The organism is Actinomadura violacea (genome assembly GCF_017573465.1).
Taxonomy (GTDB): Bacteria; Actinomycetota; Actinomycetes; order Streptosporangiales; family Streptosporangiaceae; genus Spirillospora; species Spirillospora violacea.
Genome location: NZ_JAGEPF010000025.1, coordinates 25,873 through 40,362, shown reverse-complemented (window position 1 = coordinate 40,362; position 14,490 = coordinate 25,873). Strand labels below are relative to the sequence as shown.

Annotated in this window: 13 protein-coding genes; 11 read left to right on the top strand and 2 right to left on the bottom strand. The window is 74.8% G+C overall.

Annotation, left to right across the window (positions count from 1 at the left end; translation table 11 throughout):
• The first annotated feature begins 71 nt into the window (after positions 1 to 71).
• From J4709_RS36310 to thiD, 3 genes are all read left to right on the top strand, one after another.
• A complete protein-coding gene (locus J4709_RS36310; RefSeq protein WP_208247869.1) occupies positions 72 to 992 on the top strand; it encodes a thiamine-phosphate kinase in 921 nt (306 codons plus the stop codon).
• 90 nt (positions 993 to 1,082) lie between these two features.
• A complete protein-coding gene (locus tag J4709_RS36305; protein ID WP_208247867.1) occupies positions 1,083 to 2,009 on the top strand; it encodes a cellulose binding domain-containing protein in 927 nt (308 codons plus the stop codon).
• A gap of 55 nt (positions 2,010 to 2,064) precedes the next feature.
• The gene (gene thiD, locus J4709_RS36300; protein ID WP_208247865.1) at positions 2,065 to 2,907 is read left to right on the top strand and encodes a bifunctional hydroxymethylpyrimidine kinase/phosphomethylpyrimidine kinase; all 843 of its coding nucleotides are present in this window, start codon (positions 2,065 to 2,067) and stop codon (positions 2,905 to 2,907) included.
• Positions 2,908 to 3,099: 192 nt separating this feature from the next.
• Here thiD and rpmB read toward each other — a convergent pair whose 3' ends face one another.
• Positions 3,100 to 3,294 (bottom strand): 50S ribosomal protein L28, encoded by a 195-nt coding sequence (gene rpmB / locus J4709_RS36295; protein WP_067632165.1) that lies wholly within the window; start codon positions 3,292 to 3,294, stop codon positions 3,100 to 3,102.
• Between the two features lie 223 nt (positions 3,295 to 3,517).
• Between rpmB and J4709_RS36290 the strand changes: the two genes are divergently transcribed.
• From J4709_RS36290 to J4709_RS36275, 5 genes are all read left to right on the top strand, one after another.
• Complete coding sequence (locus J4709_RS36290) at positions 3,518 to 5,092, top strand: DAK2 domain-containing protein (protein ID WP_208247863.1); 1,575 nt, start codon at positions 3,518 to 3,520, stop codon at positions 5,090 to 5,092.
• A gap of 33 nt (positions 5,093 to 5,125) precedes the next feature.
• On the top strand, positions 5,126 to 7,315 hold the full coding sequence (recG, locus tag J4709_RS36285; protein WP_208247861.1) for an ATP-dependent DNA helicase RecG: 2,190 nt from the start codon (positions 5,126 to 5,128) through the stop codon (positions 7,313 to 7,315).
• A gap of 50 nt (positions 7,316 to 7,365) precedes the next feature.
• A complete protein-coding gene (locus tag J4709_RS56235; RefSeq protein WP_372442199.1) occupies positions 7,366 to 7,446 on the top strand; it encodes a putative leader peptide in 81 nt (26 codons plus the stop codon).
• A 64-nt stretch (positions 7,447 to 7,510) separates the two neighbouring features.
• A complete protein-coding gene (locus tag J4709_RS36280) occupies positions 7,511 to 8,371 on the top strand; it encodes a HEAT repeat domain-containing protein (RefSeq protein WP_208247859.1) in 861 nt (286 codons plus the stop codon).
• Between the two features lie 275 nt (positions 8,372 to 8,646).
• Positions 8,647 to 10,398: a serine/threonine protein kinase gene (locus J4709_RS36275; RefSeq protein ID WP_208247857.1), complete on the top strand. Its 1,752-nt coding sequence runs from the start codon at positions 8,647 to 8,649 to the stop codon at positions 10,396 to 10,398.
• Positions 10,399 to 10,455: 57 nt separating this feature from the next.
• Here the strand turns inward: J4709_RS36275 and J4709_RS36270 are convergent, their stop codons facing one another.
• Positions 10,456 to 11,442: a hypothetical protein gene (locus J4709_RS36270; protein WP_208247855.1), complete on the bottom strand. Its 987-nt coding sequence runs from the start codon at positions 11,440 to 11,442 to the stop codon at positions 10,456 to 10,458.
• 271 nt (positions 11,443 to 11,713) lie between these two features.
• On the opposite strand from J4709_RS36270, the gene rsmD reads away from it, so the two are divergent.
• The 3 genes from rsmD to coaD all read left to right on the top strand — a co-directional run bounded on the left by rsmD (position 11,714) and on the right by coaD (position 14,413).
• Positions 11,714 to 12,280 carry a 16S rRNA (guanine(966)-N(2))-methyltransferase RsmD gene (gene rsmD / locus J4709_RS36265; RefSeq protein ID WP_208247853.1) on the top strand — a complete coding sequence of 189 codons (567 nt, stop codon included), beginning with the start codon at positions 11,714 to 11,716 and terminating at the stop codon, positions 12,278 to 12,280.
• A 99-nt stretch (positions 12,281 to 12,379) separates the two neighbouring features.
• Positions 12,380 to 13,834 carry a penicillin-binding transpeptidase domain-containing protein gene (locus tag J4709_RS36260; RefSeq protein ID WP_208247850.1) on the top strand — a complete coding sequence of 485 codons (1,455 nt, stop codon included), beginning with the start codon at positions 12,380 to 12,382 and terminating at the stop codon, positions 13,832 to 13,834.
• Positions 13,835 to 13,930: 96 nt separating this feature from the next.
• Complete coding sequence (gene coaD, locus J4709_RS36255) at positions 13,931 to 14,413, top strand: pantetheine-phosphate adenylyltransferase (protein ID WP_208247848.1); 483 nt, start codon at positions 13,931 to 13,933, stop codon at positions 14,411 to 14,413.
• The last annotated feature ends 77 nt before the right edge of the window (positions 14,414 to 14,490 follow it).

Genomic DNA, 14,490 nt, shown 5'->3' with positions numbered 1-14,490 from the left:
CCCCGGGCGAGGCCGGCGGGCCGCGGTCGGCGGGCGGGCACTGGGTGGGGAACGGGGCGGGGACGGGGCGGATGGGCACCATCGGGGAACTGGGCGAGTTCGGGCTGATCGGCCGGCTGACGCGGCGGCTCCCGCAGGGGCCCGCCGTCCGGCTCGGCCCCGGCGACGACGCCGCGGTCATCGCCGCCCCCGACGGCCGGGTCGTCGCCACCACCGACCTGCTCGTCGAGGGCCGGCACTTCCGCCGCGACTGGTCCGCCCCCTACGACATCGGGCACAAGGCCGCCGCGCAGAACCTCGCCGACGTCGTCGCCATGGGCGCGCGCCCGACCGCGCTGCTCGTCGGGTTCGCGGCACCGCCGTCCACCGGCGTGGCCTGGGCCGAACGGCTCTACGACGGCCTCGCCGCCGAGTGCCGCCGCGCCGGCGCGTCCGTCGCGGGCGGCGACGTGGTCGGCGCCCCCGAGGTCACCCTCGCCGTCACCGCGCTCGGCGACCTCGCGGGAGGGGAACCGCTGACGAGGTCCGGCGCGCGTCCCGGCGACCTCGTCGCGGTGCGCGGCCGGCTCGGATACGCCTCGGCCGGGCTGGCGCTGCTCGCCGACGGGCGGGACGGGCCCGCCGGGCTGCTCGCCGCGCACCGCCGCCCCGAGCCGCCGTACGAGGCGGGCGCCGAGGCGCGGGCCGCCGGCGCGACCGCGCTCCTCGACGTCAGCGACGGCCTCGTCCAGGACCTCGGGCACATCGCTGCGGCGAGCGGGGTGCGGATCGACGTCGACTCCGCGACACTGGTCGTCCCGGAGGTCCTCGGCCCGGACGGGCTGCGGCACGTGCTCACCGGCGGCGAGGACCACGGGTTCGCCGCGACCTTCCCGGCGGATTCGCCGCCGCCCCCGTCCTGGACGGTGATCGGAACCGTAGGAAGGGGTGCGGGTGTGCGCGTCGACGGCCGCGTTCCGGACGCCACCGGATGGGACCATTTCCGGGGGTGAACGGTGCATTGTCAAGGATGTGCTTTCCCGCATCCGGTAGGCATGTTTGGTACTGATTTGGTATACATCCTGTGATCGAAGAGGAATGGGATGGGACGACACACCAAGCGCGAGCAGTCCGATGAGGAGCCCGTGCCGGACGATCCGGCGCCCGCGGGTTCGTACCTCGGCGCTCCTCCCGGTCCGTCCTTCGAGGCCTTCTCCGGCCCGACCGACGACCAGGTGTTCTTCTCCTCCTACGAGCCGTTCCCTCCCGCCTCCTCCGCCGGCCCTCCGCCGCCCGGGGCGCAGGGCGGGCACGGGCCTCCCCAGCGCCGTTTCGAGCCGTATCCCGGGGACTATCCCGGCGACGTCCCCGCGGGCCCGGCTGGACGAGACGACCGCGTCGCCGACGACCGCATCGCGGTCGGCGCGGCGGCCCTCCAAGCACAGCCCGTGACCGGATCCGGCGGCGACTCCGCCACCGCCGGCGCCGGGCAAGGCGCCTCCCCCCGGGCCAGGATGGCCCGGCTCGTCTCCGCGCTCCCCGTCCCGATGCTCCCGATCGTCGCGCTCGTGATCGCCGTCGGCGTCGTCGCGTACGCGCTGAGCACCCAGCAGATCTCCCTCAACTTCGCCGGCGGCGCCCCCAAGAACCCGACCGGCACCGACCCGCGCGACAGCCAGGTCTCCCAGCGCGGGCCGGGCCAGCGCGCCAGCCGGGCGAGCCGCCCCGACGGGCTCGTCCTCGCCTTCCACGTCACCTCCCGGACCGCCACGGCGTTCCGGGCCACCGGCACGGTCACCAACCGGGGCCCGAAGCCGGTCTCCCGCTGGGCGCTCGCCTTCAAGATCCCGAACGTGACGGTCGGCGCGGTCAGCGGCGCGATCGTCGTGAAGACCGGGCAACTCGCCTACGTCCGCGGCCGCGCGGGCCTCGCGCCCGGGGGCTCCGCCCGGTTCGTCTTCACCGCGACCGGCAAGCCGCACAAGCCGACGTACTGCATCATGAACAGGCTGGCCTGCGCGATCCTGTGAGCCCGGGCCGGACGCCGCGCCGCGCCGTACGACAGATCACCATAAAGTGGATGTCATGCAGCAGAACGCGTCCGCGCCGCGCCAGGCCCCGCCCCTCGTGCTCACCATCGCGGGCTCGGACTCCGGCGGCGGCGCCGGGATCCAGGCGGACCTGAAGACCATGCTCGCCCTCGGCGTGCACGGGATGAGCGTCATCGCCGCCGTCACCGCGCAGAACTCCCTCGGCGTCCAGGGCTACTGGGAACTGCCCGCCGAGGCCGTCCGGGCGCAGCTCGACTCCGTGCTCTCCGACATCGGCGTCCACGCGATCAAGACCGGGATGCTGGCGTCGACCGCGCTGGTCGAGACCGTCGCCGAGGCGCTGGCCGCCTCGGACGCCCCGTCCGTCGTGGACCCGGTCGGCGTCTCCAAGCACGGCGACTCGCTGCTCGCGCCCGACGCCGTCGACGCCGTCCGCTCGGTGCTGCTGCCCGCCGCGACCGTCGTCACCCCGAACCTGTACGAGGTCGAGCAGCTCACCGGCGTCAAGGTGGTCGACGAGGGGGGCCTGCGCGAGGCCGCCGAGGCGGTCAGGGCGCTCGGCCCCCGCTGGGTGCTGGTCAAGGGCGGCCACCTGCCCGGCGAGCCCGCCGACCTGCTGTTCGACGGGGAGCGCGAGTACCGCTTCACCGCGCCGCGGCACGACAACCGGCACACCCACGGCACCGGCTGCACCCTCGCGTCCGCGATCGCCTCGCACCTCGCGCTCGGCGACGACGTCCCCGCGGCGGTCGGCAAGGCCAAGGAGTACGTCACCGGCGCGATCGCCGCGGGCTTCGCCCTGGGCAGCGGCATCGGCCCCGTCGACCACGGCTGGCAGTTGCGTTCACCGCAATCCCGGTCCGAGGGCCTCGCCTAGCGGCTCGTCCCTCGACCGTGTTCGTGCGGCGCGGCATCGCTTCGCGATCTTCCCGGTGGAGGCTCGCCTCCACCGGCCAGGTCACGCGCTCGCGTGACGGCCGGGCGCCGTCCGACGAAAAGGGGTCCGGGCATGCGAAAACCGGTTCATCGGGCAGTCCCGATGAACCGGCTCAGGCTCGCGTCCCGCGGTTCAGACGGTCGGCTTGACGATCTTGCCGGCCTTGATGCACGAGGTGCAGGCGTTGATCCGCTTGGTGCTGCCGTTCACGACGGCGCGCACGCGCTGGATGTTGGGGTTCCAGCGGCGCGGGGTGCGGCGGTGCGAGTGGGAGACGCGCATGCCGAAACCGGGTCCCTTGCCGCAGACGTCGCAGACGGAAGCCACGGGAAACTCCAAGTGGTGTCGATGCTCTACCGGAGCGCCGCCCGTCGCCGCCTCGGGCGGGGCCGGGCATCGTGGGCGCTCACTGATCGCGCCTCGGACGAGGCGCACGGATCAGACTAGCCGAACGGTCCCTGACTAAGCGAATCGGTGCCGCGGTCAGTGCCCTCGCGGGGCGCGGTCGGGCGTCTGGCGCCCGGCGGGGAACGCACTGCAAGATGACCCGATGGTCCTTGATGCGGCGGTGGTGCGGCGGTGGTGCAGGCTCGCGGCGGACGCGCTCGGCCGCACCCGCGGGGAGATCGACGCGCTGAACGTCTTCCCCGTCCCCGACGGCGACACCGGCACCAACCTGCACCTGACCGTCCTCGCGGCGGCGGACGCGGCCGGCGGCCTGCCCGACGGCGCGGGCGAGGCGGACACCTGGCGGGCGGTCTCGCAGGCCGCGCTGCTGGGCGCGCGCGGGAACTCCGGTGTGATCCTCAGCCAGGTGCTCCGCGGCATGGCCGACGTGCTCGGCGCGCCGGCGCGGCCGGGCGGCGCGGCGCTCGCGGAGGCGCTGGAACACGCGTCCGTGCTGGCCAGGGCGGCGGTCGAGCATCCCGTCGAGGGCACGATCCTCAGCGTGCTGGGCGAGGCGGCGGCGGCCGCGTCGGCGGCGTCCGGGACGGACCTCGCCGGGACGGCCCGAGCGGCGGCGGACGGGGCGCGGCGGGCGCTGCGCCGCACCACCGGCCAGCTCGACGTCCTGGCCCGCAGCGGCGTGGTGGACGCGGGCGCCGCCGGGCTGTGCGTGGTCCTCGACGCGCTCGCCGCGGTGGTCACCGACGAATACCCCGAGCACTACGACGTCCCGGCCCGTACCGCCGGCGCGGCGCCGCCGCCCGCCGGGCACGCGGAGCCGCCGGGTCCCGGATACGAGGTTATGTACCTGCTGGACGCGCCGGACGGTGCCGTCCATGACCTGCGCGAACGGCTCGACGACCTTGGAGACTCCCTCGTCGTGGTGGGCGGCGACGGCCTGTGGAACGTCCACGTGCACGTCGACGACGCGGGCGCCGCGATCGAGGCGGGCCTGGCCGCCGGGCGCCCGCACCGCATCCGCGTCACCTACCTGCACGCCGCGCCGCACCGGCCGCACGCCGGCCGCGCCGTGATCGCGGTGACCGCCGCCGACGGGCTGGCCGCGCTGCTCGAGGAGGCCGGTGCCCGGGTCGTGCGGCGCGAGCCGGGCGCGGTGCCGCCGCTGGCGGTGCTGGCCGAGGCGATCCTCGCGGCGGGCGAGGAGGTGGTGGTGCTGCCGGACGAGCCGGAGGTGCTCGCGCTCGCCGAGGCCGCCGCCGAGCGCGCCCGCGACGGCGGCGCCCGCATCGCGGTGGTGCCGGCCAGGGCGTCGGTGCAGGGGCTCGCGGCGCTCGCGGTGCACGACCCGCTGCGCCGCTTCGGCGACGACGTCATCGCGATGACCCGCGCCGCGGGCGCGACCCGGTTCGGGCACCTGGAGGTGGCGGCGGAGGAGGCGGTGACGAGCGTCGGCCTGTGCCGTCCCGGCGACGTCCTCGGCCTGATCGAGGGCGACGTCGCGACGATCGGCGGCGATGTCGCGCAGGTCGCCCGGCGCGTCCTGGACCGGATGCTGTCGGGCGGCGGCGAGCTCGTCACGCTGATCGCCGGGCGGAACGCCCCGCCCGGACTGGCCGAGCGGCTGGAGGACCACCTGCGCGGCGGGCACCCCGACGTGGAGGTCGGCCTGTACGACGGAGCGCAGCGCCGCTACCCGCTGCTCATCGGAGTCGAGTGATTCGTGTCCCCGCCATGGGCTAGAAAGGAGTCCGTGGCGAATCTCGACGAGCCGTTGCACAAGGTTCTGGGCGACAAGACGGCCAAGGTGCTGGAGAAGGGCCTCGAGCTGAGGACGGCCGGCGACCTGCTGCACCACTATCCGCGCCGCTACGCGACCCGGGGCGAGCTGACGCCGCTGAACGAGCTGCTGGACGGCGAGCACGTCACGGTCATGGCGGAGGTCGTGAAGGTGCAGGGCCGCACGCTGACCCGCAGCCCCGGCTACGTCCTGGAGATCACCGTCACCGACGGCACCGGGCAGCTCAAGCTCAGCTTCTTCGGCCGCAAGGGCTCCTACCGTCCCGAGAAGGACCTGTCGCCGGGCACCCGCGGCCTGTTCGCCGGCAAGATCAGCACGTACCGGCCGCGCAGCGGGAACGTCCAGCGCCAGCTCACGCACCCGCAGTACAAGGTGGTCGCGGAGCGGACCGCCGAGCAGGCCGCGCAGGAGTGGGCGGACGAGATCATCCCGATCTACCCGTCCACCAAGGGCCTGGACATCGAGACGATCGGCAAGTCGGTCGGGATGGTCCTGGACCAGCTCGATCTGCCCGGCGACCCGATGCCGGAGGAGCTGCTGCGCCGCCGCGGTCTGACCGGCCTGCGCGAGGCGTACGAGGGCATCCACCGGCCGAAGTCGTGGGACGAGCTGGGCCGCGCCCGCGCCCGCCTCAAGTGGGACGAGGCGTTCGTCGTGCAGGTCGCGCTGGCGCAGCGCCGGCTCGCCGCCGCGGCCCTGCCGGCCAAGCCGCGCCCGCCGTCGTTCGGCGGCGTCCTCGCGGAGTTCGATGCGCGGCTGCCGTTCGAGCTGACGAAGGGCCAGCACGAGGTGGGCGACGAGATCGCCGCCGACCTCGCCCTGGAGCACCCCATGCACCGCCTCCTCCAAGGCGACGTGGGAGCCGGCAAGACCGTGGTCGCGTTGCGGGCGATGTTGCAGGTGGTGGACGGGGGCGGGCAGGCGGCGCTGCTCGCGCCGACCGAGGTGCTCGCCCAGCAGCATTACCGGTCGATCACCGGGATGCTCGGCGACCTCGCGCAGGCGGGGCAGATCGGCGGCGCCGAGCACGCGACCCGGGTGGCGCTGCTGACCGGGTCGCAGGGCGCGAAGGCGCGCAAGGCGGCGCTGCTGGACGCGGCGTCCGGCACGGCCGGGATCGTGGTCGGCACGCACGCGCTGCTGCAGGAGACCGTGCAGTTCGCCGACCTCGGGCTCGTGGTGGTGGACGAGCAGCACCGGTTCGGTGTCGAGCAGCGGGACGCGCTGCGCGAGAAGGTCGACGGCGGACGCCCGCACGTCCTGGTGATGACGGCGACGCCGATCCCGCGGACCGTCGCGATGACGGTGTTCGGCGACCTGGAGACGTCGGTGCTGGGGCAGCTGCCCGCGGGCCGCTCGGAGATCCAGACGCACGTGGTGCCGCCGGAGCGGCCGAACTTCCTCGCGCGGACGTGGGAGCGGATCCGGGAGGAGGCCGCGCAGGGCCGGCAGATCTACATCGTGTGCCCGCGCATCGGGGAGAAGGAGGGCGACGAGGGCGACGCCGTCGCCGCCGACGAGGACGGCCGGCGGTCCCCGCTCGGCATCATGGAGCTGCTGCCGAGCCTGGAGGAGCTGCTGCCCGGGCTGCGGATCGGGGTGCTGCACGGCAAGCTCCACCCGGACGAGAAGGACGCGGTGATGCGCCGCTTCACCGACCGGGAGCTGGACGTGCTGCTCGCGACCACGGTCATCGAGGTCGGCGTGGACGTGCCGAACGCGACCGTGATGGTGATCATGGACGCGGACCGGTTCGGGGTGTCGCAGCTGCACCAGCTGCGCGGCCGGGTCGGGCGCGGGTCGCTGCACGGGCTGTGCCTGCTGGTGACGGACGCCGAGCCGGGGAGCAAGGCGCGCGAGCGGCTGGACGCGGTGGCCTCGACGACCGACGGGTTCAAGCTGTCGCGGCTCGACCTGGAGCAGCGGCGGGAGGGCGACGTGCTGGGCGCCTCGCAGGCGGGCCGCGCGTCGAGCCTGCGGCTGCTCACGCTGCAGCGCGACGAGGACGTCATCCGGGACGCCCGGGACGAGGCGACGGCGCTGGTCGAGGCCGATCCGGAGCTGGCGGGCCATCCGGGGCTGGCGACCGTGCTGGCATCGCTGCTGGACGAGGACCGCGCCGGCTTCCTGGAAAAGACGTAATTCCTACCTATTAAGTTGACTTTTCGCCGGTTCGCGGACACGATGGGCACGTGACCCCGAACTCGGCCCTCGTCGCCCGGCTGCACGTCGACCTGCGGCGCGTGGCCAGCGCCCTGTGTTCCCGTCGCTGATCCCGCCCGCGGCCCGGGCTCCCGCCCGGCCGCCCAGGACCGACGGCTTCCAGGAGGCCACACCATGACGATCACCCGGCTCGACGACGTGGAGGAGTCCCTCCGCGCCACCGACCCCGCCACCCGCGCCGCCGCCGTCACCGCGCTCACCGCCGCCGTCCGATCCGGCGACGCGCCGCGCGGCGCCGGCGACACCCTCGCCTGGGCGCTCGCCGACGAGGACGGCGACGTCCGCGGCCGCGCCGCGCACGCCCTGCGCCGGCTCCCCGAGCTGTACATCGGCGAGGACGGCATCGGCGCGCTCCGGCTCGCCGCCGCCCGCGGCCGCGACCGGCTCGTCCGCGACACCGCCGCCGAACTGCTCGCGCTCCTCGCCCGCGGCGCCGGCGAACTGTACGCGCAGGGCCTGCAGGACGACGAGCCGCAGGTCCGCACCCAGGCCGTGCTCGGGCTCGTCGCGCTCGGCGCGCTGCCCGAGGTCGCCGAGGCCGCCGACGACCCGTCCCGCGAGGTGCGGGTCGCCGTCGCCGAGGGCCTCGCCCGGCTCGCCGGCCCCGCCGCCCTCACCGCGCTGGAGCACCTGCTCGCCGACCACGACCCCGTCGTCCGGATGGCGGCGCTCGACGCGGCGGCCGACCTCGGCGTCCCCGGACCGCTGGAGGGACGCGTCGTCACCGCGACCGCGCACGCGAGCTGGCAGGTGCGGCGCCGCGCCGTGCGCGCGCTCGGCCGCGCCCGCGCCGAGGCCGCCGTCCGGCCGCTCGTCCGCGCCCTCGGCGACCGCGTCGTCGACGTCCGGCGCGCCGCCGTGCAGGCCCTCGAGCAGTGGGCGGCGGACCGTCCCGAGGTGGTCACGGCCCTCACCGAGTCACTCACCGACCCGGACCCGGGTGTGCGCACCCAGGTCCGCTGGGCGCTCGCGTAGGCGTACGCGAGCCCGCGGACGGGCCGCCGGCGTGGCACGGCGCCGGCGGCCCGTCCCACTTCGCACCGCGCAGGTCTCGATGCGGGCGGGACGTTCTGGGGTGGGGCGCCCCGCCCGCTTCAAGCCCTGCGCGGACGGCCGGGCACAGCGACGCACCGGAATCGAGAACTCACGGACGATCACCGACGTCTAACGTGATACCGGAAGGTAAGGGCCGGACGGTGCCCGCGCGGGTAGGTGTTCCCGTGGCGGGTCCACGCGACGGAGGAGTGCCGATGACGCCCGTTGCCCCACTGCGGCCGGACGACCCGGGGCGGCTGGGGCGCTACGAGCTGCTCGGCCGGCTCGGCGAGGGCGGGCAGAGCGTCGTCTACCTCGGCCGCCGCGACGACGGCATGCACGGCGCGGTCAAGCTGCTGCGCGCGCAGCTGAGCCGCAGCCCCGAGTGGCGCGCCCGGTTCGAGCGCGAGCTGAAGCTGATCGAGCGGGTCGCCGGGTTCTGCACCGCGCAGGTCGTCGACGCCGACGTCTCCGGCGCGACGCCGTACGTGGTCAGCGAGTACGTGCCGGGGCCGTCGCTGACCGGGCTGGTCGGCGAGCACGGCCCGCGCGCCGGCACCGGCCTGGACCGGCTCGCCATCGGCACGGTCACCGCGCTCGCCGCGATCCACCGCGCCGGGATCCTGCACCGCGACTTCAAGCCGTCGAACGTGCTGATGGGGCCGGACGGCCCGCGCGTCATCGACTTCGGCATCGCGCGCGTCATCGGCGCGTCGGCGGCGCGGGGCAGCGGCGTCGTCGGGACGCCGTCCTACATGGCGCCCGAGCAGGTGACCGACGCCGAGCTCGGCACCGGCGTCGACATGTTCACCTGGGCCGCGACGATGCTGTTCGCGGCGACCGGCCGGCACCCGTTCGGCAACGACTCGATCTCCGCGGTGTTCAACCGGATCCTGCACCACGAGCCGGACCTGTCGCCGCTGCCTGGGACGCTGCGCGGCGCGGTCGCCGCGTGCCTGGCCAAGGACCCGGCGCGGCGTCCCGAGGCGCAGCAGGTGCTGCTCGACCTGATCGGGCGCGACGTCCCGCCCGCGGACGGCGGCGCGCTGAGCACCGGCGCGCACCTGGCCGGCGACCAGCGCACGCCCCCGGCCGCCCGGTTCGCGGCGGCGGGCACCGGGCCGGAAACGCCGACCGGGTCGTCCACCGGCACCCCGGAGACGCTGCCGCGCCCGCCGCGCCGCATCGGCCGCCGCGTGGCGCTCGCCGCGGCGCCGCTGGTCGTCCTCGCGGGCGGCGGGACGGCCTGGGCGCTGCTCGCGAACGGCTCGCCGGACGCGCCCGCCAAGGCGTCCACCGAGCAGGCGGCGCCGCCCGCGGCGGCGACGGCGGCGGTCGCCCCGGCCGCGCAGGCGGTCCGGTCGGTGCTCAGCTTCGACCACGCCTCACTCGACCGGAACGTGGCGGCCGCGCACCAGGTGTCGACTCCGCGCTACGGCGCCGACTACGACCGGCAGCTCACCGCCAGCGGCTACCGCAAGGAGCTCCAGGACAAGAAGGGGTCGGTGACGACGGACGTCGTCGACTCAGCGGTCGTCGGCGCGGCGTCCGACAAGGTGACGGTGCTGGCGTTCGTCAAGCGGACGGTGCGCGCCGAGGACGCCTCGCCGCGGCTGCTGTCGGACCCGATGCGCGCGACGATGGTCAGGCAGGACGGCCGGTGGCTCCTCGACACCCTCTACACGCTCAAGGCGGGGTCGCAGCGCGCCGACACCTCGGGCCTGCCGTGGCCGGGCGCGCAGGCGCGCGGGGCGCTCGGCGCCGTCTACCGGGACCGGGCCGTCGCGTCGGGGACGCCGGTGGAGGCGGGCCTGCGCGCCGGCGGCGGGTCCGGCGCGCTGACCGCGCTCGTCGCCGTCGGCGACTGCAAGGGCGCGTGCACCGACAAGGACCCGGTCTCGTTCCACCGCCTGCTGCTGCGGCGCTCGGGCGGCTCGTGGACGGTCACGTCCTCGCAGCCGCTCTGAAAAGGGAACGGTCCGGGCGCGCCCCTCGGCGGGACGCCCCCGGACCGTGGACGCGGGTCAGGACTCGCGAGCGGCGGACCGCCTGCGGGTCGCGGCGATCGCCGCGCCGCCGGCCGTGATGGCGGCCAGGCCGAGCGCGGCGATGGGCAGCGCGTCGGTGCCGGTGAACGGCAGGCCCTTCGGCGGGGCGAACGCCGACGCGGTCGCCCCCGACCCGAGCCCGCCGCCGTGCGCGGGCGGCAGGTCGGGCAGCAGCGGCGCCGACGGCCCCGCGGGCGGCACCGGTGACGGGCTCGGCGGGGTGGTCGGGCCCGTCGGCGGCGACGGCGGGGTGGGCGGCGACGGAGGCAGGGGCGACGTCGGCGGCGGGGTCGGCGGGCTCGGCGGCGTCGGGGCCTGCGCGCAGCCGCCGCCGACGCAGGCGCCGAGGTTCAGGTGCGCCGACACGGGCGTGCCGCCCGCCGGCGCCAGCCCCGCGTCAAGCCCGACGTTGCCGCGGATCAGCCGCTGCCCGGCCGACAGCGTGCCCCCGGCCTGCACCTTCAGGTTCGCGCTCCCGGCGGGCGTCCTGACGCGGCCGTCCACGCGGGCACCCGCCTTCAGGGTGGCGTCGTTCAACCCGACGCTCGCGCCGGTCCGCACCCGGAGCCCGGCCTCGCCGTCCGGCGTCCTGACGCCCGCGCCGAGGTCCAGGCCGACGCCGGCGGTGTTCGTGCGCCGGTCGTAGGCGAGGGTGGCGTTCAGCCGCAGGTCCAGCGCGGGCGCCGCCGGCTTGGCTTTCGCGGCCGGCTTCGCGGTCGCCTTGGCGCGCTTCACCTTCACCTTGTGCCCGCCCGCCTTGCGCGCGGGACTCTTCACCCGATGCCGCACCTTGGCCGGATGGGCGGGATGCTCGCGGGCCTTCAACGGATGCTCGTGGGTTCCCGCCGGATGCCCGGCGGACGCGAGCCGTAAGGGGGACCGGTCGGCGGGGGGCCGGGAGGCGTCGGCGTTCGACACGCCGCTCATGGCGGCGATGCCGAGCACCGTCGCGCCGGCCGTCACCGCGATTCTCCTACCGTGGTGCACAGGGGCTCCTGAGGGGTACGGGTTGCACAACCTGCGAGCACGTTTACACGACAAGTAGTCGATGTGAACCGCGGTCACCGTATTTAGGGAGACGTTCACAACGGTACGAGTGGTCGTTTGTGCACCTTCCGCAACGACCCGCGTCGGCCGGGCGAGTCAGACGGCCGGTCGAGCCGTCCGGCGCCGTACGCGGGAGCCGGTTCCGCCGGCGGCACGGTGCGGCCCCGGGTCCTGGGAGACTGGACCGATGACCAGGGTCATCGCGGGGAGCGCGGGAGGACGGCGGCTCGCCGTCCCGGCGGGACGGGACACCAGGCCGACGAGCGACCGGGCGCGGGAGGGCCTGTTCTCCACCGTGCAGGCGCTGCTCGGCCCGCTCGACGGGCTGCGCGTCGCCGACCTGTACGCCGGGTCGGGCGCGGTCGGGCTGGAGGCGCTGTCGCGGGGCGCCGCGCACGCGCTGCTCGTCGAGTCGCACCCGCGCGCGCTGAAGGTCGTCCGGCAGAACGCCGGCGCGCTCGGGCTGCCCGGGGCCGTCCCGCTGGGGGACAAGGTGGAGCGCCTCGTGCGCACCGCGCCGGACGAGCCGTACGACCTGGTCTTCGCCGACCCGCCGTACGCGCTGGCGGACGCCGCCGTCACCGGCCTTCTGGAAGACCTGCGCGACCACGGCTGGACGGCCCCGGACGCGCTGGTCGTCGTCGAGCGGTCCGTCCGCGGGCCCGACCTCGTCTGGCCGGACGGTTACGAGGGCGAACGGGACCGGCGCTACGGCGAGGCCGTGTTCTGGTACGGCAGGGCGCTCGGCACATGAACCTCCGTAGCTGAACGCCCGCTGAACGGCCGCCGAGAAACGGCTGCGAGCCGGCCGCGAAGAAGGTCGTTCGGCGTCCGCCGGGGTAATGGTGGAGGAATGAAACCGGGGATCGACCGAGCCGTGGCGGCCACCTGGGTCATCGCCCTGGCGATGACGATCGCCCTGCTCGCCAACGTCACCTACGTGCAGGGCTTCCAGGGACAGGAGCTGCGCGACAGCAGCCTCAACCCGCGCCGCCTGCTGGACCGCAACACGGTCGAGCGCGGCCCCATCGTCGCCGACGGCCAGCGGCTCGCCTGGTCGCAGCTCACCTCGGACGGCAAGACCTACCAGCGGCACTACGCCGACAGCGAGATCTTCTCGCCGATCACCGGGTACTTCTCGCCGTTCGCCGAGACCGGGCTGGAGAGCGCGGAGAACCACTTCCTGGACGGCAGCGACGGGCGGCTCGCCACCACCAACCTGATCGACAAGCTCGTCGGCAAGCACGTCCCCGGCGGCACGGTCGAGGCCACGATCAACGTCAAGGCGCAGAAGGCCGCCTACGCGGCCCTGCAGGCCACCGGCGCGCGCCGGGCCGCCGCGGTCGCGATCGACGCGAGGACCGGCGCGATCCTGGTGATGGCGTCCACGCCTTCCTACGACGCCAACGACGTGTCGGTGCTCAGCGGCGGCAAGGCGCAGAAGGCGTTCGACCAGCTGAACTCCGAGCCGCTCAAGCCGCTGCTGAACAAGGCGACCGGCGAGGTGTACCCGCCGGGCTCGACGTTCAAGACGATCGTCGCCTCCAGCGCCCTGGACGCGGGCAAGAGCGAGGACTCGCAGGTCCGCGCCGGGCGCAGCTACCAGGCGCCGGGCGGCGGGCAGCCGATCAACAACGACGCCGGCGACATCGGCGGCGAGTGCGACCAGAACCCGATCCCGCTGATCGACGCCTACGCCCAGTCCTGCAACACCACGTTCGCCTACATGGGCGCCGAGAGCCCCGGCAACGCCGCGGTGCGCGAGCAGGCGGGCAAGTTCGGCTTCGGCGACCGGATCAAGATCGAGGGCGGGGCGTCCGCCGCGCCCAGCTCGTTCCCGCGGACCGGCCAGCCGGTGCTGAGCGCGCTCGGCTCGATCGGCCAGGGCAGCACCGTCGCGACCCCGCTGCAGATGGCGCTGGTCGCCGCGGGCGTGCTCAACGACGGGAAGATCATGAAGCCGTACCTGGTGGACAGGCTGCGCGCCGCCGACGGGTCAGTCGTCGACCAGGCCCACCCCGGCGAGATGGCCCGGCCGCTCACGTCCGACCAGGCGAGCCAGATGCGCGACCTGATGAAGGCCGTCGTCACGAAGGGCACCGGCAAGACGCTGAAGGGCACCTCGGTGCTCGGCGGCAAGACCGGCACCGCGGACGTGGCGAACGCCTCCTACAACGACCGCTGGTTCATCGGCTTCGGGCCCCGCAGCGACGCCCGGTACGCGATCGCGGTGATGACGGAGAAGTCCGGCTACGGCATCGAGTCCGGCCCGATCGCCGCGAAGATCCTCGACGCGCTCGGCGGCTGACGGGTTGGGGCGGAGCAGCCCGGGTGAAAGCGGGCCGAACCGGATTTGGTACGTTCGCGCCGCAGGTCAGAAACCGGGACCGAAGGGGTTCGCGCCGTGCGCCGTGTCGTCTGTCCGGGATCGTTCGACCCCGTTACCAACGGGCACCTCGACATCATCAGCCGCGCCTCCCGTCTGTATGACGAGGTGGTCGTGGCCGTCCTGATCAACAAGAACAAGAAGAGTCTCTTCACCGTCGACGAGCGCGCCGACATGATCACGGCCGTGACCGAGGAGTACGGCAACATCAAGGTGGACAAGTTCTACGGGCTGACCGTGGACTACTGCAAGGAGCAGGACATCCCGGTGATCGTCCGGGGGCTGCGGGCCGTCAGCGACTACGAGTACGAGTTGCAGATGGCGCAGATGAACCACCGCATCGCGGGCGTGGAGACGCTGTTCATGGCCACCAACCCCGAGTACGCGTTCCTGTCCTCCAGCCTGATGAAGGAGGTCGTGAAGTTCGGCGGCGACATCTCCGGCCTCGTCCCCGACATCGTGCACGACCGCCTCGTCGAGCGGCTGCAGCAGCAGACCTGACCGGGGGCCGGGCGGGCGGCCCGGCGGGGGCGCGAGTTGGGGCATCGCCCGGTGTTCGGTACCCTGGGACTTCGGCC